At 66.9% G+C, this 23,131-nt stretch carries 25 protein-coding genes; 10 read left to right on the top strand and 15 right to left on the bottom strand.

The window, feature by feature from the left end; all coding sequences use genetic code 11:
- Positions 1-35 precede the first annotated feature (35 nt).
- Positions 36-500, bottom strand: a complete 465-nt coding sequence (locus KF889_07910; GenBank protein MBX3499353.1) for a hypothetical protein — start codon at positions 498-500, stop codon at positions 36-38.
- A gap of 176 nt (positions 501-676) precedes the next feature.
- On the opposite strand from KF889_07910, the gene KF889_07905 reads away from it, so the two are divergent.
- Both KF889_07905 and KF889_07900 read left to right on the top strand, forming a co-directional pair.
- Entirely contained in the window at positions 677-943 is a 267-nt protein-coding gene (locus tag KF889_07905) for a hypothetical protein (GenBank protein MBX3499352.1), read from the top strand.
- A gap of 94 nt (positions 944-1,037) precedes the next feature.
- The gene (locus KF889_07900; GenBank protein MBX3499351.1) at positions 1,038-1,286 is read left to right on the top strand and encodes a hypothetical protein; all 249 of its coding nucleotides are present in this window, start codon (positions 1,038-1,040) and stop codon (positions 1,284-1,286) included.
- A gap of 124 nt (positions 1,287-1,410) precedes the next feature.
- Here KF889_07900 and KF889_07895 read toward each other — a convergent pair whose 3' ends face one another.
- Entirely contained in the window at positions 1,411-2,589 is a 1,179-nt protein-coding gene (locus KF889_07895; GenBank protein MBX3499350.1) for an LLM class flavin-dependent oxidoreductase, read from the bottom strand.
- A 185-nt stretch (positions 2,590-2,774) separates the two neighbouring features.
- Between KF889_07895 and KF889_07890 the strand changes: the two genes are divergently transcribed.
- From KF889_07890 to KF889_07870, 5 genes are all read left to right on the top strand, one after another.
- Complete coding sequence (locus tag KF889_07890) at positions 2,775-3,896, top strand: EVE domain-containing protein (GenBank protein MBX3499349.1); 1,122 nt, start codon at positions 2,775-2,777, stop codon at positions 3,894-3,896.
- 116 nt (positions 3,897-4,012) lie between these two features.
- Positions 4,013-4,879, top strand: coding sequence for a hypothetical protein (locus KF889_07885; protein ID MBX3499348.1), 867 nt, complete (start codon positions 4,013-4,015; stop codon positions 4,877-4,879).
- 163 nt (positions 4,880-5,042) lie between these two features.
- Positions 5,043-6,251 carry a CoA transferase gene (locus KF889_07880; protein MBX3499347.1) on the top strand — a complete coding sequence of 403 codons (1,209 nt, stop codon included), beginning with the start codon at positions 5,043-5,045 and terminating at the stop codon, positions 6,249-6,251.
- A gap of 111 nt (positions 6,252-6,362) precedes the next feature.
- On the top strand, positions 6,363-7,235 hold the full coding sequence (locus tag KF889_07875) for a CoA ester lyase (GenBank protein MBX3499346.1): 873 nt from the start codon (positions 6,363-6,365) through the stop codon (positions 7,233-7,235).
- Positions 7,236-7,308: 73 nt separating this feature from the next.
- Complete coding sequence (locus tag KF889_07870) at positions 7,309-7,644, top strand: hypothetical protein (protein MBX3499345.1); 336 nt, start codon at positions 7,309-7,311, stop codon at positions 7,642-7,644.
- A gap of 82 nt (positions 7,645-7,726) precedes the next feature.
- Here KF889_07870 and lepA read toward each other — a convergent pair whose 3' ends face one another.
- Positions 7,727-9,526 (bottom strand): translation elongation factor 4, encoded by a 1,800-nt coding sequence (gene lepA, locus KF889_07865; GenBank protein ID MBX3499344.1) that lies wholly within the window; start codon positions 9,524-9,526, stop codon positions 7,727-7,729.
- 294 nt (positions 9,527-9,820) lie between these two features.
- Here lepA and KF889_07860 point away from each other — a divergent pair, with 294 nt between their 5' ends.
- Positions 9,821-10,474, top strand: coding sequence for a DinB family protein (locus tag KF889_07860; protein ID MBX3499343.1), 654 nt, complete (start codon positions 9,821-9,823; stop codon positions 10,472-10,474).
- 19 nt (positions 10,475-10,493) lie between these two features.
- Here the strand turns inward: KF889_07860 and KF889_07855 are convergent, their stop codons facing one another.
- The 7 genes from KF889_07855 to KF889_07825 all read right to left on the bottom strand — a co-directional run bounded on the left by KF889_07855 (position 10,494) and on the right by KF889_07825 (position 16,338).
- Entirely contained in the window at positions 10,494-10,985 is a 492-nt protein-coding gene (locus tag KF889_07855) for a hypothetical protein (GenBank protein ID MBX3499342.1), read from the bottom strand.
- An 85-nt stretch (positions 10,986-11,070) separates the two neighbouring features.
- Positions 11,071-13,470 (bottom strand): phenylalanine--tRNA ligase subunit beta, encoded by a 2,400-nt coding sequence (pheT, locus tag KF889_07850; GenBank protein MBX3499341.1) that lies wholly within the window; start codon positions 13,468-13,470, stop codon positions 11,071-11,073.
- A complete protein-coding gene (pheS, locus tag KF889_07845) occupies positions 13,467-14,567 on the bottom strand; it encodes a phenylalanine--tRNA ligase subunit alpha (protein ID MBX3499340.1) in 1,101 nt (366 codons plus the stop codon). The genes pheT and pheS overlap by 4 nt, the downstream gene beginning before the upstream one ends.
- 104 nt (positions 14,568-14,671) lie before the next feature.
- Positions 14,672-15,025: a 50S ribosomal protein L20 gene (rplT, locus tag KF889_07840; GenBank protein ID MBX3499339.1), complete on the bottom strand. Its 354-nt coding sequence runs from the start codon at positions 15,023-15,025 to the stop codon at positions 14,672-14,674.
- Positions 15,026-15,041: 16 nt separating this feature from the next.
- A complete protein-coding gene (gene rpmI, locus KF889_07835) occupies positions 15,042-15,242 on the bottom strand; it encodes a 50S ribosomal protein L35 (GenBank protein ID MBX3499338.1) in 201 nt (66 codons plus the stop codon).
- Positions 15,243-15,417: 175 nt separating this feature from the next.
- Positions 15,418-15,819, bottom strand: a complete 402-nt coding sequence (locus tag KF889_07830; protein ID MBX3499337.1) for a hypothetical protein — start codon at positions 15,817-15,819, stop codon at positions 15,418-15,420.
- Positions 15,820-15,879: 60 nt separating this feature from the next.
- The gene (locus tag KF889_07825) at positions 15,880-16,338 is read right to left on the bottom strand and encodes a MarR family transcriptional regulator (protein ID MBX3499336.1); all 459 of its coding nucleotides are present in this window, start codon (positions 16,336-16,338) and stop codon (positions 15,880-15,882) included.
- A gap of 144 nt (positions 16,339-16,482) precedes the next feature.
- On the opposite strand from KF889_07825, the gene KF889_07820 reads away from it, so the two are divergent.
- Entirely contained in the window at positions 16,483-16,899 is a 417-nt protein-coding gene (locus tag KF889_07820; GenBank protein ID MBX3499335.1) for an organic hydroperoxide resistance protein, read from the top strand.
- Between the two features lie 55 nt (positions 16,900-16,954).
- Here the strand turns inward: KF889_07820 and infC are convergent, their stop codons facing one another.
- The 4 genes from infC to KF889_07800 form a co-directional block, all read right to left on the bottom strand.
- The gene (infC, locus tag KF889_07815) at positions 16,955-17,479 is read right to left on the bottom strand and encodes a translation initiation factor IF-3 (protein MBX3499334.1); all 525 of its coding nucleotides are present in this window, start codon (positions 17,477-17,479) and stop codon (positions 16,955-16,957) included.
- 88 nt (positions 17,480-17,567) lie between these two features.
- Complete coding sequence (thrS, locus tag KF889_07810; GenBank protein ID MBX3499333.1) at positions 17,568-19,511, bottom strand: threonine--tRNA ligase; 1,944 nt, start codon at positions 19,509-19,511, stop codon at positions 17,568-17,570.
- Positions 19,512-19,768: 257 nt separating this feature from the next.
- Complete coding sequence (locus tag KF889_07805; GenBank protein MBX3499332.1) at positions 19,769-20,422, bottom strand: leucine-rich repeat domain-containing protein; 654 nt, start codon at positions 20,420-20,422, stop codon at positions 19,769-19,771.
- 25 nt (positions 20,423-20,447) lie between these two features.
- Positions 20,448-21,620: a glycosyltransferase gene (locus tag KF889_07800; GenBank protein MBX3499331.1), complete on the bottom strand. Its 1,173-nt coding sequence runs from the start codon at positions 21,618-21,620 to the stop codon at positions 20,448-20,450.
- Between the two features lie 164 nt (positions 21,621-21,784).
- On the opposite strand from KF889_07800, the gene KF889_07795 reads away from it, so the two are divergent.
- Positions 21,785-22,432: an alpha/beta hydrolase gene (locus tag KF889_07795; protein MBX3499330.1), complete on the top strand. Its 648-nt coding sequence runs from the start codon at positions 21,785-21,787 to the stop codon at positions 22,430-22,432.
- Positions 22,433-22,445: 13 nt separating this feature from the next.
- Here the strand turns inward: KF889_07795 and KF889_07790 are convergent, their stop codons facing one another.
- A complete protein-coding gene (locus KF889_07790; protein ID MBX3499329.1) occupies positions 22,446-23,129 on the bottom strand; it encodes a hypothetical protein in 684 nt (227 codons plus the stop codon).
- Positions 23,130-23,131: the final 2 nt, after the last annotated feature.

Here is a 23,131-nt window from a genome sequence, read left to right as displayed (position 1 = left end):
TGCCAAGCGGCCGAGGATGCGGTCCGAGGGGCGCCCTACTGGAACAGCAAGCGGGCGGTGTAGCCGTCCAGCGGCGGGCCGTTGTAGCCGCGGATCACCACCGTCTGCACGACGCGATCCGGCCCTTCGAGACGCTGCTCGATGTGCAGATTGGCGCGGACGTTGCCGGCGAAGCCGACGCCGCTGCCGCTCATCGTGGCGCAGCATTGGCGCTTGGCAGTGGCCGGACGCAGGCTGATCGCCGTGGCGCGCGCCAGCTGCATGCGCAGCGTGTCGAACAGGTCCGGCACGTCGCTGGCATCGACATGGCTGGTGACGTTGGTGACCACCAGCTCGCGCTCGTTGGCGCGCCACATCACGGTCGTGTTGTGGACCCGGCCCGAGGGCGTGAGCACGCTCAGCGGCACCGAGCCCGACCGGTTGGCCTGGGCCGCGGCTTCCAGCGCGCCCAAGGCGATGAAGGCTGAAGCAAGCAGGGCAAATCGCCAGGGTCTAGGCATGTCCGAGGCCTCGAATTCGCGCCGCCGGGATGGAGGGCGGCGGCGAGCGCAAGATGCAGGACGCAGGAGCCGGCGGGAATCCGGGTCGGGTCCGGAGCGGATCGTTCATGGCTCGCGCAGGGAGGGGGTTGTCGGCGATTGTCTTGTTGGGCCGATCGGCCGTTTATGGAGTCTACATGAATTTTCCCCGGATGCAGGCAATTATCGCCTGCGCGCTGTTATTTGCAGGTATTTTCTCAATCCCCGCATCAGCCTACGCCCAAGGCGCGATCGCGACCTGGAACTGTCCCAAGCGCCTGGCCCATGCGCGCGCGACCACGCCGTCGCCGGCGCCGGCCCAGTACCAGGCCGTGCAGGAACTGGAGCGCTACGTCGCCCAGCTCCAGGCCGAACTGGCTAAAAGTGAGCGTTTACGATCAAAGCGGGCACGGTCTTCACGCTAAGCTTTAACAGCCTTACTGAATCCTCTATGCTGTCAAACTGTCGACATAGGCCCTCACCAACTTCCGGCGAGATAACGTCGGAAGGAGAGACTTAATGATTAAGCGCTCATTTACTTCGATTATTTTGGCTTCTGGCATTGTTCTTTCCGGCGTTTTGGCAGCACCCGCTTTCGCGCAGAGCTACGGCGCCATGCCCCGTGGCGCCTGTCCCAAATCGGCATCCGCGTCCTATGTGCCGAAGGTGCACGTCCAGCATCAGACCGCCTACGAGGCCGCCTATTCGGCGCCCGTGCGCGAGACCCGGCGTCCGCGCCGCTCGCGCGGCTTCGGCTCGCCGTTCTGATTCAGGGCACCGAGCGCAAGCCCGGAGGCAGCTGTCATCCCGAGCACAGCGAGGGATCCAGGTCCGCCGTAGATCCCTCGCTTCGCTCGGGATGACAGAGCGAATCTGACCACACGCGCCTCCTCTAACCGACGGCGCCGCCCATCGCGCCTTCGCCCGGCACCGTCTCGGCGGTGCCCAGCGAGTGCGCATGCAGCGGCGTCGCCATCGCCTGAACCTCGGGCAGCACCGTCTTCGCGAACAACTCGAGGCTGGCGCGCGCCTCGGAGGCCGGCTTCGAGCCGTGCTGGGGATGCAGGATCAGGTACTCCAGGCTGATGCGCTCCTGCACGCGCGCGATCTTCTCGAGGATCTCCTCGGGCGTGCCGATGAGATGTGAATCCTCGCTGAGGATGCTCTCGTTCTCCTGCAGCTCGCGGCCCTGCCGGAAGGCCTTGGCGTAGTCCTCGTAGCCCGGCACGTTCTCGAACGCCTCGGCATTCCACACCGCGTAGTGATTGCGCGCCGCCCAGCCCTGCTCGGCGGCGTAGGTGCGGGCGCGGGCGATCTCGGCTTTGTCGGTCGAGCAGTGCAGGTACATCATCACGGTGGGCTGGTTGGGCGGCAGGCCGTTCTTGCGCCTGATCGCGTTGAAGCGGCCCACGCCCTTGGCCATCACGTCGAGCGACGTCGCGGTGACGAACATCTGGCCCAGCCCGAGTTCGGCCGCGACCTGCATCGAGGACGGCGTGTTGAAGGCGCCCCTGATGTCGCCGAACAGCGAGCCGCGATGGCGCGCCGCGGGCCGCACCGTGGTCGGCGGCACGGTGTAGTGCTTGCCCTTGAACTCGAAGCGATCCGAATCCGATCGCTTGAGGATCTGGATCATCTCGGCGAAGCGCTCGCGCGACTCCTCGCGCGCCACGTTGAAGCCGGCATACTCGTGGCTGGAGATGCCGCGGCCGATGCCGATATGCAGCCGTCGGCCGTCGAGCAGCAGGTCGAGCATGGCGATCTCGTGCGCCAGCTTCACCGGCTGCCACCACGGCGCGACGATCACCGCCGTGCCCATGTCGACGCGCTCAGTGCGGCCGGCCCAGTAGGCCAGCCATTGCAGCGGATTGCCCTGCATCGAATAGGGCGAGCCGTAATGCTCGGCGCACCAGATCGCGTCGAAGCCCAGGGGCTCGACCATGGCGCCGAGCTTCATCGTCTCCTCGTGGATCTCGATGTCGCTGGTGGCGGGCGGCTTGTGGTAGTCGCCGGCGAGCATGCGGTCCCAGTCACGGTGATTGTAGCTCGTGACCATCACGCCGACCTGCATGCGCGCCTCCCTCGGTGCTGGCGCGAGAGTCGGGCGCTCGTGCAACACAGGCAACACCGTCGTGCGTGACGTTTCGCGTGCCGGGAGAGGGCCGTGCTGAAGCAAAAGGAGTCTTTATTGGCCCGGGGTGCTGGCATACTTTGCTAGCGTGAGCCTTTCGTTCGGCCTGATTGATGAGGTTGCTCGTGACTTCCTACTGGTCAAACCTCTTCACTGTAGAAACCTGGGCGGCCTTCGAAAGCCATGGCTCCAACATTAGCGGCTTCCGCGAACGGCAACGCACTACAGCTCTGAAGATTCAGCCCGGCGATCGCTTCATCTGTTATCTTGTCCACGTGTCAAGGTGGTGTGGTGTGTTCGAGATTGTCTCAGCCATGTTTGAGGATCGGACCCCTATTTTTGCTGATCCAGATCCCTTTGTATTGCGGTTTCGAGTTAAGCCCATTGTTGCTCTGAAGCCCCAATTTGCCATTCCGATCTTTGAGCCGGACGTTTGGAATGGTCTCCAGATCACGCGTGATCTGCCGATTCGAAGCCAGAGCTGGGCACAACATGCAAATCTGCGAGGATCACTTCGCCCCCTAACAGAGGCGGATGGGTCATTCCTGATTAGTCGACTGCAGCGCCAAGCCATAGAGCAGCGGCTATTTGAGCTGACGCCACAGGAATTGCGTCGAGTCGGCGGGCAATCTGAAGTACGGACGCTTGATCGAAAGGTACTGGTAGAGGTACCCGAAGATCGACCTGAAGAAGCGTTGGAAGTCGAAGTCGATGTAGAAAGTACGCGCGAGTCCCATCTGGTACAGGCCAAGGTGGCTGAGATTGGCGCAAAGATGAATTTCCGTATTTGGATTCCGCGGAACGATAGGCAGAAAGTAAAGGCGATTGTAGGGGCCGCGCACCATGCGGCGTTTCTTGAGGAGCTTCCGTTGAATTATGACGATGCCACTCTGCGTACGATCGAGCAAATCGATGTGATCTGGCTTCGCAATCGGTCTATGACCAGAGCTTTCGAGATCGAGCACACGACGGCAATTTATTCCGGACTGCTTCGGATGGCGGATCTCCTTGCTCTTCAGCCAAACATGGACATCGCGGTTAGTATCGTTGCGCCGGATGCCCGCCGGGAGAAAGTGCTGAAGGAAATCAAGCGCCCAGTCTTCTCACTATTGGAGAGCGGTCCGCTCTACGAGAGCTGTTCTTACATTCCATATTCCGCAATCGAAAGCATCGCTGCCGAGCGCTTCCTTGCACACATGAATGAATCAATCTTGGAAGAGTACGAGGACTTCGCCGAAGAGGTGTAGTCGAGTGCCGTGTCTGAACGAGACCAGAAAACGCAGGCGACTCCTTCGTCGGTGGCTTGTTCTGCGCTCGGCTGATACGATTCGGCGCATCTGGAACAGCATTGCGTATGCCAAGCATGATTGATGTTATCGAAGAAGCCATGAAGACCCTGCGGCCGTGGATCGGCAGCGTGCGGGTGATCGAGGACGATGTGGCGCTGCCGATGGTCAGGCGCGTGGCGGCCACCTTCGACATCGATCCGGACTCCATCAAGCAGGGCGCCGAGCTGCCGCCGCACTGGTTCTCGGTGTTCTTCGCCGACATCGCCAGGCAGGGCCAGCTGCGCGAGGACGGCCATGCCCAGGGCGGCGTGGTGCTGCCGCCGATCCCGATGCCGCGCCGCATGGGCGCCGGGCGGCGGCTGAAGCTGATGGCGCGGCTGCGCGCCGGCGAGAAGGCGGTGCGGCGCTCGGAAGTGGTCGACATCGTGCCCAAGACCGGTCGCTCGGGCAGCATCTACGTGCTCACCCTGCGCAACACCTACGAGCAGGGCGGCCGCGTGCTGGGCATCGACGAGTTCGACGCGATCTATCGCGAGGCGACGCCACCGGGGCAGAAGACCACCGCCACCGTGCCGGTGAAGGCGCCGACCGACCAGACCTGGGCCGATCCGGTGCTGCTGTCGGAGACGCTGAACTTCCGCTACTCGGCGATCACCTGGAACGCCCATCGCATCCACTACGATTCCGACTATTGCCGCCAGGTCGAGGGCTATCCGCACACCGTGCAGAACGGCGGGCTGACCATGCACCTGATGATCGACGCGGCGCTGAAGCGCGCGCCGGGCGAGCTGCGCGGGCTCACCGCGCGGCTGACCTCGCCGCTCTTCGTCGGCGATACGGCGACGATCTGCGGCTTCGAGCCCCGCGACGGCAGAATGCGCGTCTTCGTCGCCGACAAGAACGCCACGCTGTGCGGCGAGATGGATCTGGAGTTCGGCTGATGGTTGCGTCGGCTCTTACCTTCCCCCGGAGGGGGAAGGTGGCGCGCGAAGCGCGACGGATGGGGGATGTTTCAACACCGACGGTGTCCGTCTTCGACATCCCCCTTCCGCCCTTCGGGCACCTTCCCCCTCCGGGGGAAGGTAGGCGATATGAGGAACGGCCATGACCGGCGGGCCGCTTGACGGCGTGCGGGTCGTCGACCTCACCACCGTCGTCGTCGGGCCGATCTGCACCCGCACCCTGGCCGACCAGGGTGCCGACGTGATCAAGGTCGAGGCGCCCGGCGGCGATTTGCTGCGCACCATGGCGCAGGGCAGCCGCCATCCCGGCATGTCCGGCAAGTTCATCAACTTCAACCGCAACAAGCGCTCGATCTGCCTCGACCTCAAGCAGGCCCCGGGCATCGAAGCGATGCGCCGCCTGATCGCGGGCGCCGATGTCTTCGTCAGCAACGTGCGGCCCGAGGGCCTGACACGCGCCGGGCTCGATCACGCCAGCCTGTCGAAGGACAACCCGCGCCTGATCCATTGCTCGATCCTCGCCTTCGGCCGCGGCGGCCGCTACTTCAACCGGCCGGCCTACGATCCCATCGTGCAGTCGCTGTCGGGCGTCGCCGGCACCTTCGAGCGCGCCATCGGCGAGCCGCGCTTCGTGCCCATGGTGATGACCGACCACACGACGGGGCTGATCGCCGCGCAGTGCATCGGCTTCGCGCTCTATCGCCGCGAGAAGACCGGCGTCGGCGAGGCGATCGACGTCCCGATGTTCGAGAACATGGCCTCCTTCGTGATGAGCGAGCATCTCGGCGCCGCAACCTTCGATCCGCCGGTCGGGCCCACTGGCGACGGCAGGCTGCTCAGCCCCGACTACCGGCCGCTGCCGACGAAAGACGGCTACATCACCGTCGGGCCCAACACCAACCCGCAGGCCTTCGCCTTCTTCGACGCCATCGGCCGGCCCGAGCTCAAGACCGATCCGCGCTTCGACAGCGCCGCCTCGCGCACCGCCAATGCCGCGGCCTACTTCAAGGTGCGCATGGAGGGCCTGGCGCAGAAGACCACGGCCGAATGGCTGGCGATCTTCGAGACGCTCGACGTGCCGGCCGCGCGCTACAACTCGATCGACGATCTGCTGTCGGATCCGCATCTCGACGATGTCGGCTTCTTCCGCGCCGAGGAGCATCCCTCGCAGGGAAGGATCCGCCGCACCCGGGTGGCCAACACCTTCTCCGGCGGCGCGCGCAGCGACGAACGCCACGCGCCGGTCATGGGCGAGCACACCGCCGACGTGCTGGCCGAGATCGGCTACACGCGCGAGGAGATCGACTCGATGATCGCATCGGGCGCGGCGCATGCCTTTTCGTCGTCCTGAGCGCAGCGAAGGACCCGGCGGTGTTCGAAGACGAACGCCTCCGTTTGGTCGTCGCACCGAGAGATCCTTCGCTTCGCTCGGGATGACGTCTGCTTGATGGGAGTCCTCCGAATGCCGCCCCGCCCCGACCTGCCGACCTGGCGCTCGTTGATGTTCGTGCCGGCGACCAAGCCGAACTTCATCGCCAAGGCGCACACGCGCGGCGCCGACGCCATCATCCTCGACCTCGAGGATTCGGTCGCGCCCAACGAGAAGGAGCTCGCGCGCCGCGCGCTGCCCGAGGCGGCCGGGACCGTGGCCCAGGCCGGCGCCGATGTCGTGGTGCGCATCAACCGGCCGATGGAGATGTCGGTGCCCGACATCGCCGCGGCGATCATGCCCGGCGTGGCCGCGCTGATGCTGCCCAAGGTGATGGGGCCGGAGCACGTCAAGCTGCTGTCCGAGATCGTCGCCGTGCGCGAGGCGGCGCTCGGGCTGAAGCCCGGCCACACGCGCTTCATCGCCATCGTCGAGACGCCCGAGGCGCTGCCGTCGCTGGGCGCCATCGCCGCGGCCGATCCGCGGGTCGTGGCGCTGGGCATCGGCGCGGAGGATCTGTCGACCGAGCTGGGCGGCGCGCCGACGGGCGACGCGCTCTATGTCTACGCCATGATGGTGGTGGCGGCGGCGCGCGGCGCCGGCATTCTGCCGCTGGGCTCGGTCGGCCGCTTCGCCGATTTCTCCGACCTCGAGGGCTATCGCGAGAGCCTGAAGCGCTCGCGCGGCCTGGGCTTCGCCTGCACCGCCTGCATCCACCCGCTGCACGTGCCGATCATCAATGAAGAATACGGGGTGAGCGTCGCCGAGGCCGATCGCGCGCGCCGGCTGCTGGCGGCCTTCGACGCTGCGGTCGCGGACGGGCAGGGCGCCGTGGCCTTCGAGGGCGCGATGATCGACCTGCCAGTAGCCGAGCGGGCGCGGCGTCTGCTCGCACGTGTGCGCTGAACAGTCGCCCGGGGCATTTCCCGCTTCGCGACTGTGGATGGGATGCTAGTCTGCGCCCCGACCGGAGGGCGCCATGTGGATCTGGCGGCTGCTCGGGCTCGCCTTCGCTGCCGTGGCGCTGGGCGCGCTCGCGGCGGATCTCTTCAACCGGACGAAGGGCGGCGGGTTCCGCCTCTCCTCGTTCTCCGAATCATGGTTCGCCGTCAGCCCCCGGGCGCTGGAGGCGACGCAGCATTTCCTGCGCCGCAATCTGCCCGACGAGGCCATCGCCTGGGTGGTCGAGCCGCTGTTCCTCGTGCCGACGGCGCCTCTGTTCGCGATCCCCGCGCTGTTCTGCCTGTGGCGCGGCTTCCGCCGGCGCAAGCCGAAGGAAGGCCTGGCGCGCATCTTCTATCACCGCAAGCGGTGAGGCCGCCTCCGCTGTCATTCCGAGCGCAGCGAGGAATCCTTGAAGATCCCTCGCTGTCGCTCGGGATGACGGAGAAGGGAGATCAGCCCCCGGTCTTCAGCGCCGCGAGGAACGCCGACTGCGGGATCTCGACGTCGCCGATCTGGCGCATGCGCTTCTTGCCCTTCTTCTGCTTGTCGAGCAGCTTGCGCTTGCGCGAGATGTCGCCGCCGTAGCACTTGGCCAGCACGTCCTTGCGCAGGGCGCTGATCGTCTCGCGCGCCACGATGCGCCCGCCGATCGCCGCCTGGATGGCGATCTTGAACAGCTGCTTGGGGATCAGGTCCTTGAGCTTCTCGCACAGCACGCGGCCGCGGCTCTCGGCGTGGCTCTTGTGCACGATGATGGAGAGCGCATCGACCGGCTCGCCGTTGACCAGGATGCTGAGCTTCACCAGGTCGCCCTCCTCGTAGCCGGCGATCTCGTAGTCGAAGCTGGCGTAGCCGCGCGTCACCGATTTCAGCCGGTCGTAGAAGTCGAACACCACCTCGTTGAGCGGCAGGCGGTAGACCACCATGGCGCGCGTGCCGGCATAGGTCAGGTCCTGCTGCACGCCGCGGCGCTCCTGGCAGAGCTGCAGCACCGAGCCGAGATGCTCGTCGGGCACGATGATGGTGGCCTTGATCCACGGCTCCTCGATGCGCTCGATGCGCATCGGGTCGGGATAGTCGGTCGGGTTGTGCAGCTCCATGGCGGTGTCGTCGCGCAGCGCGATGCGATAGACCACCGAGGGCGCCGTGGTGATCAGGTCGAGGTCGAACTCGCGCTCCAGCCGCTCCTGGATGATCTCCAGGTGCAGCAGCCCGAGGAAGCCGCAGCGGAAGCCGAAGCCCAGCGCCGCGCTGGTCTCGGGCTCGTAGTGGAAGCTGGCGTCGTTCAGGCGCAGCTTCGCCAGGGAATCGCGCAGTTTCTCGTAGTCGTCGGCATCGACCGGGAACAGGCCGCAGAACACCACCGGCACCGAGGGCTTGAAGCCGGGCAGCGCTTCGGCGGCCGGCTTCTTGTCGTCGGTGATGGTGTCGCCGATCTTGCAGTCCGAGATGGTCTTGATGCCGGCGATGATGAAGCCGACCTCGCCCGGCCCGAGCTCGGCGGCGTCGACCGGCTTGGGCGTGAAGTGGCCGACCTTGTCGATGTCGTAGGCCGCGCCGGTCGACATCATGCGGATCTTCATACCCTTGCGCAGCACGCCGTCCTTGACGCGCACCAGGGTGACGACGCCGAGATACGGGTCGTACCAGCTGTCGACCAGCATGGCCTTGAGCTGCGTGTTGCGCTCGCCCCTGGGCGAGGGCAGGCGCGCGACCATCGCCTCCAGCACGTCGTCGATGCCGATGCCGGTCTTGGCCGAGATCAGCACCGCGTCCGACGCGTCCAGACCGATGACGTCCTCGATCTCCTGGCGCACGCGGTCGGGCTCGGCCGCCGGCAGGTCGATCTTGTTGAGCACCGGGATGATCTCGTGCCCGGCCTCGATGGCGTGATAGGCGTTGGCGAGAGTCTGCGCTTCGACGCCCTGCGAGGCGTCGACCACCAGCAGCGAGCCCTCGCAGGCGGCCAGCGAGCGGCTGACCTCGTAGGCGAAATCGACGTGGCCCGGCGTGTCCATCAGGTTCAGGACATAGTGCTGCCCGTCCCTGGCCTTGTAGTTCAGGCGAACCGTCTGCGCCTTGATGGTGATGCCGCGCTCGCGCTCGATATCCATCGAATCCAGCAGCTGGTCGTGGAACTCTCGGTCGGCGATGGCCCCGCAGCGCTGGATCAGGCGATCGGCCAGGGTCGACTTGCCGTGGTCGATATGCGCGATGATCGAGAAATTGCGGATCTGCGAAAGCTCGGTCATCGCGGGCTGGGGTTCCGTGGCCGGGGTTCAGGATCAAGGGGGCGCGCGGGGTGTAGCGGGATCGGGCCGCCGCCGCAACCGCCGGGCCGGTCTGGAAGTGGGGCAGGGACGCCGAAAACACAAGGGATAGTGGCTTGCGCCGCCGCCGCCGGCGCGCGAGGCTCCTGGGCGACCCCGGAGGGCACCATGCAGACCCAGCCTCCCTTCAAGGTTTTCTGGCAGCCTGGTTGAACCAGCTGCCTGAGACTCAAGGAGTTTCTATCGGCCCGTGCGGTCGACTATGTATCCGTCAATGTGCTCGATGACGAAGCCGGCCTGGCCGAGCTCAAGGCGCTGGGCGCGCGCTCGGTGCCGGTGCTCTCGCGCGGCGACAAGTACACCTACGCCCAGAGCCTGAAGGCGATCGTCGAGTTCGTCGGCCTGGACGAGAAGACGAGCCCCGACCTGACGCCGGCCGAGCTGCATGCGCGGCTCGACAGGTTCATGGACGCGGCCATCGCGCTCCTGCCGCTGATGCCGGCCGACCGCCTGGACATCCACGTTCCGGGCCGGCCGCGCAGCTACCGCCACCTGTCGTTCCACATGTTCCGGGTGGTCGCGGCCTTCCTCGACGCGATCGACGGCATCACCCTGGTGCAGGACGCCTTCCGCGAGGTGCCGGCCGAGGACGCCACCATGGAATGGGTCGCCGACTACGGTGCCCAGGTGAGGCAACGGCTCGACGCCTGGTGGGCGAAGACGTCGGACCGCGACGGCACGGGCACGCTCGACACCTATTACGGCCCGCAGACCATGCATGAGCTGTTCGAGCGCACGACCTGGCACTGCGGCCAGCATGTACGCCAATGGATGATGCTGCTCGAACGCGAGGGCGTGCCGCACGCGCCCCCGCTGGGTGACGCCGATTTCGCCAGGCTGCCGATGCCACAGAACGTCTGGGACGGCTGACGCCTTCCCTGGCATCCGATCAGGGCTGCTTGAGGCCCGTGATGCTGATGACCTTGGCTGTCTTCCAGCGTTCCTCGTCCAACATGCGCTTGCCATCGACGGTCTTGCGAGGAATGTCGCCGGTTCCGTTGATCCGGACCCGGAAGGTGCCCTGGATCGTCTTGTTGTCGACGGTCTCGCTGATGAACGTGCCGTCGCCCTTGGGCTTGCGTGACGAAGTCTTGCCGCAACCTCTGGGCCAGGTGCAGGCACCGCCCACCAACGTGACGGTCGCCCGCAGCTCGGCCCCGCCGCCGAGGATCTGCTTGCCGTAGGCCTCGCGATTGCGGTCGTTGATCTCGATGATCGCCGTGATCGACTGCTGGTTCAATCCGCTCTCGCAGAGGCACGTGGCCTTCCACTCGACGGGCTTGTCCTGCGCGAGCGCCGGCGTGGCGCCGCTGAAGCCGATCAGGATGCCGGCGATGCCAACGAGCGAGCCGACACCCCATATGCGCGCAAACTTGATCATGGTCCGTCTCCCCCGGTCACGCTCACGCCGAGAAGCCTAGGGGACATTCACACGCACTGCAACGACTGCGCCAGACCGCGCGGATCTATCCGCGCAGCGTCCCGCCGGCCTGCTTCGCCACCTGGGCCACGACCTTCTGGCCGATGGCCTCGATCTGGGCGTCGGTCAGCGTCTTGTCGATCGGCTGGATGGTGATCGACAGCGCCACCGATTTCTTGCCATCGGGCACGCCGGTGCCGGCATAGACGTCGAAGACCTGCGCGGCGACGATCATCTGGCGGTCGGCGGCGCGCGCGGCGCGGCTCAGCGTCTCGGCCGCCACCGCCGCATCGACGATGAAGGCGAAGTCGCGGTCCAGCGGCTGCAGCGGCGAGAGCTTTAGCATGCTGCGCGCCTTGCTGCCCCTGGCCTTGGGCGGCGGCGGTGCGTCGATGAAAACCTCGAAGGCGGCCACAGGTCCGCGCAGGTCGAGGTCGGCCAGGATTTCGGGATGGATCTCGCCGAAGATTGCGAAGGGCCGGTCGCCCAGCAGCAGGGTGCCGCTGCGCCCGGGGTGGTACCAGGAAGGCGCCGCCGCCTTGGTCTGCAGGTTCTCGACCGGCGCGCCGATCGCCGCCAGCGCCGCCAGCGCGTCGGCCTTGGCGTCGAAGGCGTCGGCGTTGCGCTCCGGGCCGGTCCAGCCACGCTGCACCGCGCGGCCGTAGCGCACGCCCGTCGCGACGAAGCGCTGCCCCCTGGGCGTCGGGTCCTGGTAGGTCGGGCCGACCTCGAACAGGGCGGCGTCCCGCAGGCCGCGCGCCTCGTTGCGGCCGCAGGCCTGCAGCAGGTTGGGCAGGATCGACGGGCGCATCACGTCGAGGTCCGAGGCGATCGGATTGAGCAGCCTCAGGGTGTCGGGCACGCCGCCGAACCTCGCCGCCAGCGCCGAGGACATGAACGAGAAGCTCATCGCCTCTTCCATGCCGCGGGCGGCCAGCGCGCGCTTGGCCTGCGGCACGCGGCGCTGCATGGCGTCGCGCACCGGCTTGGGCATGGTCGCCACCTTGGGCATCGACACCGCCGGCAGGTGATCGAAGCCGAAGACGCGCGCGATCTCCTCGACGAGATCGGCCTCGCCCTCGACGTCGCCGCGCCACGACGGCACAGCGACGGTCCACGGCCCGCTGCCCGAGGGCTCGAAGCCGAGCTTGCGCAGGATATCGACCTGCGTCGCCGGCTCGACCACCAGGCCGCCGAGGCTGGTGATGCGATCGGGCCGCAGCATGTAGCTGCGCTGCCAGGCCGGCATGGTGCCACTCGATGTGAGCTCGCTGGTCTCGCCGCCGCACAGCTCGAGGATCAGGCGTGCGGCGACCTCGGCACCCCACCACACCGACTCCGGATCGATGCCGCGCTCGAAGCGGTAACGCGCGTCGGACATGATGCCGAGCTTGCGGCCGGTGGCCGCGACGCTCTTGGGATCGAAGTAGGCGACCTCGAGGAACAACTCGGTCGTCGTCTCCGACACGCCGGAATGCTCGCCGCCCATGATGCCGCCGATGCCGTGCACCGCCTTGGAATCGGCGATCACTGCCATGGTCGAATCGAGCGTGTAGGTCTTGCCGTCGAGCGCCAGGATGGTCTCGCCGTCGCGCGCCTGGCGCATGACGAGGTCGCCCGACAGCTTGGCGGCGTCGAAGACGTGCAGCGGGCGGTTGAGGTCGAAGGTCACCAGGTTGGTGATGTCGACCAGCGCCGAGATCGGTCGCAGGCCGATATCGCGCAGCCGCTTCTGCAGCCAGGCCGGGCTCGGGCCGTTCTTGACATTGCGGAAGTAGCGGCCGACGACGATCGGGCAGGGCGACCCCGGCTTGACCTCGTAGCCATGCGTCCACTTCACCGGGCTGGCATAGCCGCCGGCGACCTTGGCGAGATCCGGCAGCTTGCGGCGGCCGATGCCGGCAGCCTCGAGATCACGCGCAATGCCGATCACGCCCAGCGCCTCGGCGTGGTTGGGCGTGGCCTTGATCTCGATCACCGGATCGTCGAGGCCCAGCGCCCGCGCTGCCGGCAGGCCGATCGGCGTGTCTTCAGGCAGATCGATGATGCCGTCGTGATCCTCGCTCAGCTCCAGCTCGCGCTCGGACAGAAGCATGCCGTTGCTGTCCTCGCCGCGGATCTTGCCCGGCTTGAGATCCAGCCTGGTGCCCGGGATGTACAGGCCCGGCGCGGCGAAGATGCCCTTCATGCCGGTGCGCGCGTTGGGCGCGCCGCAGACGACCTGCACGACGCCGTTGCCGGCGTCGACCTTGCAGACCCTGAGCTTGTCGGCGTTGGGATGCGGCTTGGCTTCGACGACATGGGCCGTGACGAAGCCCTTGAGCTTCTCGGCGCGATCGATCACCTGCTCGACCTCCAGGCCGAGCATGGTCAGCGTCTGCGTGATCTGCTCCAGCGAGGCCTCTGTATCGAGATGCTCGCGCAGCCAGGAGAGCGTGAACTTCATCGTCCCAGCCCTCCGGTGAGGCTTGGCACGTCCAGCGGGTTGAAGCCGTAGTGGCGCAGCCAGCGCAGGTCGCTTTCGTAGAAGGTGCGCAGATCGGGGATGCCGTATTTCAGCATCGCGATGCGCTCGATGCCCATGCCGAAGGCGAAGCCCTGGAACTCGCCGGGATCGACACCGCAATTGCTCAGCACGTTGGGATGCACCATGCCGCAGCCCAGGATCTCGAGCCACGAGTCGCCTGCGCCGATACGCAGCTCGCCGCCCTTCCACGAGCAGCCGATATCGACCTCGGCCGACGGCTCGGTGAACGGGAAGTAGGACGGGCGGAAGCGCAGCGGCAGATCGTCGATCTCGAAGAAGGCGCGGCAGAAATCAGTGAGGCAGCCCTTGAGGTGGCCCATGTGCGTGACGCGGTCGATCACCAGGCCCTCGACCTGGTGGAACATCGGGGAGTGCGTCTGGTCGCTGTCGACGCGATAGGTGCGGCCCGGCACGATCACGCGCAACGAGCCGCCGGCGGCCAGCATCTTCTTGGTCTCGGGATCGAGCAACGTGCGCGACTGCACCGGCGAGGTGTGGGTGCGCAGCACCATGGGCATGCCGTCTTCGCGCGGCGGCAGGAAGAAGGTGTCCTGCATCTGCCGCGCCGGATGGTCGGGCGGGAAGTTCAGCGACTCGAAATTGAGCCAGTCGTCCTCGATGTCCGGACCCTCGGCCCAGACGAAGCCCATCTCGCCGAACACGGCGCAGACCTCGTCCATGGTCTGGCTCAGCGGATGGATGTGGCCCGTGCGCTCGGGCCGCGTCGGCAGGCTGACATCGATGCGTTCGTTCTCGAGCTTTGCGGAAAGCGCCGCGCGGTCGAGCTCGATCTTGCGCGCCGAGATCGCCACCTCGATCTCGCTCTTCAGCGTGTTGACGCGCGCTCCGAAATGCTTGCGCTGGTCCGGCGTCAGGCTGCCCAAGGTCTTCATCTGGCCGGTGACGCGCCCGCTCTTGCCCAGGGCGGCGACGCGCACGGCGTCGAGCGCACGCAGATCGCCGGCAGCGCCGATGGCGGCCAGCGTCTCGTCGCGGATGGTGGAGAGATCGTCCATGGCAGGATCCTCAAACGCTGAGGTCAGGACACGAAAAGGGGAGGCCGGTCGCCCGGCGCTCCCCTTCGCTTCGGATGGACCCGGCGCAGGGCCGGGTACGAGGTTCAGAGCGCGGCCCGGGCTTGTTCGACCAGGGCCTTAAAAGCCTCGGGTTCGCGCGCGGCGATGTCGGACATCACCTTGCGGTCGAGCTCGATGCCGGCCTTCTGCGCGCCGTGGATGAACTGCGAGTAGGTCATGCCGTGCTCGCGCACCGCGGCGTTCAGGCGCTGGATCCACAGCGCGCGGAAGTTCCGCTTCTTGGCGCGGCGGTCGCGGTAGGCGTACTGAAGGCCCTTCTCGACCTTCTCGACGGCGGCGCGGAAGACGTTCTTGGAGCGGCCCCGATAGCCCTTGGCGAGATCGAGAACCTTCTTGTGGGCGGCGCGGGCGGTAACGCCCCGTTTGACGCGTGCCATGTTGGGTGTCCTCCGCTCAGCCGTTGGGCAGGAAGTTGCGCTTGATCTTGCGCGCGTCGCCTTCGAAAGCGATCACCGTGCCGCTGGCCTGGCGCAGGAAGCGGTTGGACCGCTTGCGCATGCCGTGACGCTTGCCGGCGACGGGAATCTTCACCTTCCCGGTGGCCGTCAGCGAGAAGCGCTTCTTGGCAGCGCTCTTCGTCTTCATTTTGGGCATTTGCATCCTCGTTCAAATAGTTAGCGCCCCTCTGGGGGCGCTGCCGACGTGCTCGTCGGCGGGATGTTTCCGAACCGCCATGGCATGCCCTTTACGCCAGGCCGTCCGAAAGGACGCGGGGTTATACAGAGGCGGGGAGGGGGGCGCAAGACGCCCGAGGCACCCTCTGCACGGCTCAGACCCTGGTGTTGTCAGCCGGCGGTTGCGGCGTGGCGGGCGGCGGCGATGGCGGCGGCGGCAGGTAGATCGCCGGGCATCCCTTGGCGCGCATGGCCCGGACAATTGCTTCCTGCTCGCCTTTATAGCGGGCGATCTGCGGCGCGATGCTCTGGCCCGACATCGATGCCACCGGCAGGCCGAGCAGAATCACGCCGGCGATGTCGTTGGAGCGGGCCGTGCTCTGCTGGTGCGATGCCGTGGCCAGCGCCGCGTGCAGCCGCAGCGTTTCCTCGCCGAGCTGCTGGCACGACCAGCTCTGGTACGGCACCTCGCTGACGTAGGCTGGCTGGATGCTCTCGGGCGTTGGTGCGCACGCCGACGCCGCGCCAGCCAGTACGATGATGACAAGCCGCTTCACAGTGCAAGCTCCGCGTGTATGACTGCATCGTCATGCAGCTCTACGGGGCGGGACGGCTTTTCATCCCCGAGTGCTGGTGGCTTCCGCCTCATCGAGCCGCTCGCGTAGCCGCTCCAGCTCCGCCTTTAATGCCTGCACCTCCTCCAGCGTGCAGCCCGTGGCGCCGAGCAGGCCGTGCGGCACCGCCTCGGCCTTCTTGCGCAGCGCTTCGCCCTTGACGGTCAGGCCGATGCGGACCTGGCGCTCGTCGCTGGTGTCGCGCTCGCGGCGCACCAAGCCGGCCGCCTGCAGCCGCTTGAGAAGCGGCGTCAGCGTGCCCGAGTCGAGGCGCAGGCGCTGGCCGATCTCCTTCACCGAAAGCCCATCGGCCTCCCACAGCACCAGCATCACCAGGTACTGCGGATAAGTCAGGCCCAGCGGCTCGAGCAGGGGCTTGTAGACGCGGTTCAGCGCATGCGCCGTGGAATAGACCGCGAAGCACATCTGGTTGGACAGGCTGAGGGCGGACATCTTGGTCATGTCGGTAATATGTCGTCGTCAATTCTATTGCGCACCATTTATTTGTGCTTGGGTCAATCACGGTTATATGATGTCCAATTAAATTGTACACAATCTAATTTGGCGCTATATACCGGGCATCGTTTCTGCCCGAGGAGATATCCAATGTCCGTGAAGGTTCTGTACCGCACTTCCGCCACCGCCACCGGCGGTCGAGATGGCCAAGCCGCTACCGAAAGCGGCAGCTTTGCCGTCAAGCTGGCCACGCCCAAGGAACTGGGCGGCGCGGGTGGCCCTGGCAACAACCCGGAGGAACTTTTCGCCGCCGGCTATGCCGCCTGCTTCATCGGCGCCATGAAGGCCGTCGCCGGCGGCAAGGTGCCGGCGGATGCGAAGGTCACCGCGTCGGTCGGCATCGGCCCGCGCTCGGAGGGCGGCTTCGGTCTCGACATCGATCTGGCGGTGTCGCTGCCCGGCCTGCCGGCGGATGAGGCGCAGGCGCTGGTCGAGAAGGCCCATCGGGTGTGCCCGTACTCGAACGCGACCCGCAACAATGTCGATGTGCGGCTGAAGATCGTCTGAGGTCGCGTCCGCCTGGAAGGCGCCGGCATGGTCCGGCGCCTCTCGGCGCTGAGCGTTACTTGGTGGTCAGCACCATCACCATCTGCCGGCCCTCGAGCCGGGGATAGGTCTCGATCTTGGACAGGTCGGCGAGCTCGTCGCGTACGCGCTCGAGCACCTTCACCCCGAGATCCTGGTGCGCCATCTCGCGGCCGCGGAATCGCAGCGTGACCTTGACCTTGTCGCCTTCCTCAAGGAACGAGCGCATCTGGCGCATCTTGACGTCGTAGTCGTGGTCATCGATGCCGGGGCGGAGCTTGATCTCCTTGACCTCGATCACCTTCTGCTTCTTGCGCGCCTCGTTGGCCTTCTTCTGCGCCTCGTACTTGTACTTGCCGTAATCGCCGATCTTGCACACCGGCGGATCGGCGTTGGGCGAGATCTCGATCAGGTCGAGACCGGCTTCCATCGCCATCTCCTCGGCCTCGCGGACGTCGAGGACGCCCACCATCTCGCCGAGTTCGTTGATCAGGCGGACCCGCTGGGCCCGGATCTCTCGATTCACGCGCGGCCCGTCGCGGGTCGGCGCGGATTGCTGCATCGGCCTGGCTATCGCTGCATCTCCATCTCCGGTTGCCGCCGGCGGATATCGCCGGCAGCTCTCACACAACGCACGAAAGGGCGCGCCGTTACAGCGGCGCGCGCGCCTCCTCCTTCAATCTATGGACGGCGTCCGCCAGCGCAAGGGTTTCCTGCCGATCGCTGCCCAATCTGCGGATGGAAACCGTGCGGCCCCCGACATCGCGGTTGCCGACGGCGATCAGCACCGGCGTCTTGGCCAGCGAATGCTCGCGGACCTTGTAGTTGATCTTCTCGTTGCGCAGATCGGTCTCGACCCGCAACCCGGCTTCGGCCAACGCCTGCGCCACCTCCTGCGCATACCCATCGGCGTCGCTGACGATCGTGCATACCACCGCTTGCGTCGGTGCCATCCACAGCGGGAAACGGCCGGCGTAGTTCTCGATCAGGATGCCGATCATGCGCTCCATCGAGCCGAATATGGCGCGATGCAGCATGACGGGACGATGGCGCGCGCCGTCCTCGCCGACATAGGACGCGTCGAGACGTTCCGGCATGAGGAAATCGACCTGCAAGGTGCCGCACTGCCAGTCCCGGCCGATGGCGTCGCGCAGCACGAACTCCAGCTTGGGCCCGTAGAACGCACCCTCGCCGGGATTGAGGATCAGCTCGATGCCGGCGGCCTTCGACGCGTCGCGCAGTGCCGCCTCCGCCTGGTCCCACACCGCGTCGCTGCCGGCGCGCACCGGCGGCCGGTCCGAGAACTTCACGAAGAACTCGGGGAAGCCGAGGTCGCGGTAGATGCCGCGCAGCAGGTCGCAGAAGCGGATCGTCTCCGCCTCGATCTGCTTCTCGGTGCAGAAGATGTGCGCGTCGTCCTGCGTGAAGTTGCGCACCCGCAGGATGCCGTGCAGCGCGCCGGCCGGCTCGAAGCGGTGGCACGAGCCGAACTCGGCCAGGCGCAGCGGCAGGTCGCGGTAGCTCTTGAGGCCCTGGTTGAAGATCTGCACGTGGCACGGGCAGTTCATCGGCTTGAGCGCGAAGATGCGCTCGTTCGGGTTGGCGACGAACGCGCGCAGGCCCTCCTCGTTCTCCGAGATGTACATGTTCTCGCGGAACTTCTCCCAGTGGCCCGACGCCTCCCAGAGACGGCGATCCACGAGCTGCGGTGTCTTGACCTCGACATAGCCGCCGGCGTCCAGACGCCGGCGCAGGAAGGCTTCGAGCGTGCGCCAGAGCTGCCATCCCTTGGGATGCCAGAACACCATGCCGGCGGCCTCTTCCTGCTGGTGGAAGAGGGCCATCTCCCTGCCGATGCGGCGATGGTCGCGCTTCTCCGCCTCCTCGAGCTGCGTGAGGTGCGCCTTCAGCTCCTTGTCGCTGAAGAAGATCGTGCCGTAGATGCGCTGCAGCTGGGCGTTCCTGGCGTCGCCGCGCCAGTAGGCGCCGGAGACGCGCATCAGCTTGAACGCCTTGCCGAGCTTGCCCGTCGAGGGCAGGTGCGGGCCCTTGCACATGTCCTGCCACGTGCCCTGGCGATAGACCGTGATCTCCTCGTTGGCCGGCAGTTCGTCGGACCACTGGGCCTTGAAGCTCTCGCCGTGCTCGACGAAGAACGCCTTCAGCCGGGCGCGGTCCCAGACCTCGCGCTCGATCGGCAGGTCGCGGTCGACGATCTCCGCCATCCGCTTCTCGATCTTCTCGAAATCCTCGGGCGTGAACGGCTCGGCGCGCGCGAAGTCGTAGTAGAAGCCGCTCTCCGTCGCCGGGCCGAAGGTGATCTGCGTGCCGGGATAGAGTTCCTGAACCGCCTGGGCCAGCACATGGGCGGCGTCGTGGCGCAGCAATTCGAGCGCGTCGGGATCCTTCGACGTGACGATGGCGACCTTGGCGTCGCGCTCGATCGGCCGGCCAAGGTCGCGCATCTCGCCATCGACCTTCACCGCCAGCGCCGATTTGGCGAGGCCGGGACCGATGCTGGCGGCGAGCTCGGCGCCGGAGACGGGCTTGTCGAACGACCGGATACTGCCATCCGGCAAAGACAGATTGATCATGGGATGAACTCGGAGAACGGGAGGCAAGGAACGGGCGTGCCTGATGGCATCACCCTGAAAAAGCGCGCCGTCTCAAGGAGTTGCGCGCCAGGCCGGTCTGTCCCCTGGACATGCCAAAGGGTCCGGCCGCCTCAAGTTCGGTCGGTCGACGTTCGACGGTGCGCACCCCACAGGCGCGCGATGGCTCGGTCAAAGTCGATCATGGGCATGGAGGTACTGATGGCCCTCAGCGCTGTCAAGGTGTCGCAGGCCGATCCTCAGCGATAGATCAGGCAGCCGCGCGCCTCGAGATCGGCGAACCAGGAAGGCGCCTGAAGCGTGGTCACCCAACGCAGATCGATCTTCTCCAGACGCGGCAGCGTGGCCAGGGCCGCGGGCAGATGGGCCAGCGGATTGCCGCGCAGATCGATCAGCCGCAGCTCGCGCAGGTCGCCCACGGCCTGCGGCAAGGACGACAGCGCATCGTTGCGCAGGTGCAGCTCGCGCAGGCTCGTCAGCCGGCCGATCGCTTCGGGCAGCGACGTCAGGGGATTGTCGGTCACGCGCAGCTCGACCAGGCCGGTCATGCCGGTCACCGCTTCGGGCAGGGCCGCGAAGGCGTTCTGGCTGATGTTCAGGTAGCGCAGCCGGGTCAGCCGCGCGAGCGATCGCGGCAGATCGCTGAGGCGATTGTTGTGGAGATAGAGGAAGTCGCTCAGGCCTTCGATCTCGCCCAGCGCCTCGGTCAGGCTCGTGAGCTGGTTGTGGCCAAGATCGAGCATGCGCAGCCGCTTCAGGCGGCCGACACCGTCCGGCACCTGCGACAGCTCGTTCTCCGACAGGACGAGGGTTTCGAGATCGCTCCGATCCCACAGCGGTTCGGGTACCGCGCGAAGGCTTTGCTGGCGCAACGAGACGTGCTTGCCGGTCATCGACATGGGGGTGCCGGCGGTCCCATCAGGGCACGGCCATCATGTCGGCATAGAGCGCCACGGTTTCGCGCCCCATGCGCTCGACGCTGAAGCGCTCGCGGATATGGGCGCGGGCTCGGGACGCCAGCTGGGCGCGCGCCTCGGCGTCGAGCGACAGCGCGCGCTCCAGGCTGCGGGCCAGGGCCGAAGCGACGCCCGGCGGCGCGCTCCAGCCGGTCACCTGCGCGACCATCGCCTCGACCGCGCCGCCGGCGGCGTCGCAGACCGCCGGGCGACCCATCGCCTGCGCCTCGGCGATGACGCGGCTGAAGCCTTCGCCATCGCCGCCGGCGACGACGACATCGGCCAGCATGTAGGCCGCCGGCATGTCCTCGCAGTAGGACGCGATGGCGGCGCGGCCACCCAGTCCCTTGGCCTCGATCAGCGCCTGCAGGCGACGCTCGAAGGCCGTGGCCGGAGTCTCGCCGCCGACGAACAGGCAATGGACGTCGTCGCGGTCGAGCTCGCGCAGAGCGTCGACCAGGCGCGCCTGGCCGCGGTCCTCGCTCAGCCGCGCCGGGAACAGCACGATCCGGCGATCGTCCGGCAGGCGCCATTGAGTCGCCAGCCGGATCACGCGGTCCGGCCGCACGGTCGCCGGATCGAAGCGATCGAGGTGGATGCCGGGGCGGATGGTCAGCAGTCGCGCCTCGGGAAGACGATGGCGCTGGCGCAGGTCGTGCGCGACGTGGTCCGACACGGCGATCACGCGGTCGGCCGCCGCCTGCGCCTCGTCGAGCCAGCGATGCGTCCAGGCACCGGCGCCACTGGGCGCGTGTGCAGTTGCGACGTAGCGCCTGCCATGCTCGCGCGCCAGGCGACGTGCCATCCACGCCGTCGCGGGCGAGCGCGCGTGGAGAATGTCGATCTCGCGGCCGGCCATGGCTTCGCGCAGCCGGCGCAGGCCGGCATAGGCGGCGACCAGGCCGTCGGCGTCGAGCGCCACGTCGAGATGCGTGATCTTCAGGCGGCGCAGCTCGCCGGCCATCGCCTGGCCGCCGCCGGCGATCAGCGCCTTGCCGCCGGCGGCGACGAGCGCGGCGGCGGTGTCGATGGCCGCACGCGCGATGCCGCCGCGGTCGAGCGCCGGCACGAGCTGCAGCACGCTGGGCGGGCGGCTCGCCGTCGTTACGTCGGAGATGGTAGGAACGTCGCTCACGGGCGCATCCGCCCGGTACGATCATCGCTTGAGAGAACGAAGCCGTGACGACAGGCAGCGACCATCCGCAAACACTAACACGGGCCGACGGCGCGACAATCGCGTACCATGTCGTCGGCGGGCAGTTGCCCACAGTCATTTTCTTCGGCGGCTTCCGCTCCGACATGACCGGCACCAAGGCGACGTCGCTCGACGCCTGGGCGCGGCGCACCGGCCAGTCCTATGTGCGCTTCGACTATTCGGGCCACGGCCAGTCGGGCGGCGAGTTCACCGACGGCACGATCGGCGTGTGGCTCGAGGATTCGCTGGCGGTGATCGAGAGGGCCGCGCGCGGCAAGCTCGTGCTGGTCGGCTCCAGCATGGGCGGTTGGCTGTCGCTGCTCGCGGCCAGGCGGCTGGGTGCGCGCGTCGCCGGCTGGATCGGCATCGCCGCCGCGCCGGACTTCACCGAGAAGCTGCTGCTGGCCAATCTCTCGCCGGCCGACCGCGCCGAGCTCGAGCGCGACGGCCGCCTGGTGCGCCCCAGCCAGTACTCGCCAGAGCCGACGATCCTGACGCGCACGCTGATCGAGGAAGGCCGCAACCACCTCGTGCTCACCTCGCCATTGCGGCTCGACTGTCCGGTGCACCTGTTCCACGGCATGAAGGATCCCGACGTGCCGTGGCAGCTGTCGCAGCGCCTGCTCGAGCACATCGAGGCGCCCGACATCGCCTTTACCCTGACCAAAGACGGCGATCACCGCCTGTCGACACCATCGGACATCGATCGTTTGCTCGCCGCGGTCGAGGGGATGTGTCGGCGGGCCGACTGACAGGCTGTCCCGTTCAGGGCTTCTCGAACTTCGTCGCGGTAAAGGAGTTCTGCTTCGGCGTGCCGCCGCGCAGGCGAATCGCCTCGCTGATGCCCTTCATCATGGCGGTCCAGCTCGCCATCTGCGGGCCGGCGCCGGCCAAGCGCAGGACGAAGTTGCCGGGACGCGACACGCCCCTCGTGTAGAACATCACGCCCTCCTCCACGTAGTGGAAGCCGAACTCGCGGGCGCCATTCTCCGGATGCGATCCGTACTTGTCACAACTGATCGTCTGGATGTCGAAGTAGCTGTCGCCCGATGTCTCGCCGAAGCCCTTCGACAACGCGACCAGCGCGATCGAGCCGTTGTCGGGTCCCAAGATGTCGATGTCGTAGATGTCGCCGATCTTCGGATCTGTCGACGTTCGCTTGGTGAACTTGTTGATGGTGTTGAACGCGCCATTGTTCACCGCCGCATTGGGGCTCTTGGCGAACTCCAGCATGTACTCTTCGGGGCTGAGGTCAGCGGGCATTTTCAGGATGGTGACGGTATACTCGTCGTAGACGTAGGTGCCGCTGCCATCGGCCAAGGTCTGGAACTTGGCGCTGCTGTCGGCAATCGCCTTGAGCACGGTCGCATCGGTCGTCCACGTCCCGCCGCGCAGACGCTTGAAGCTGTCCTTGCGCAGGCGTGCGAGGTCGTCTTCGCGATCCGTCATCG

Source organism: Alphaproteobacteria bacterium (assembly GCA_019635875.1).
In the GTDB taxonomy this organism is placed as follows: domain Bacteria; phylum Pseudomonadota; class Alphaproteobacteria; order Reyranellales; family Reyranellaceae; genus JAFAZJ01.
Note: the sequence above shows the minus strand (reverse complement) of the source record. Positions and strands in the feature narration are given on the sequence as shown.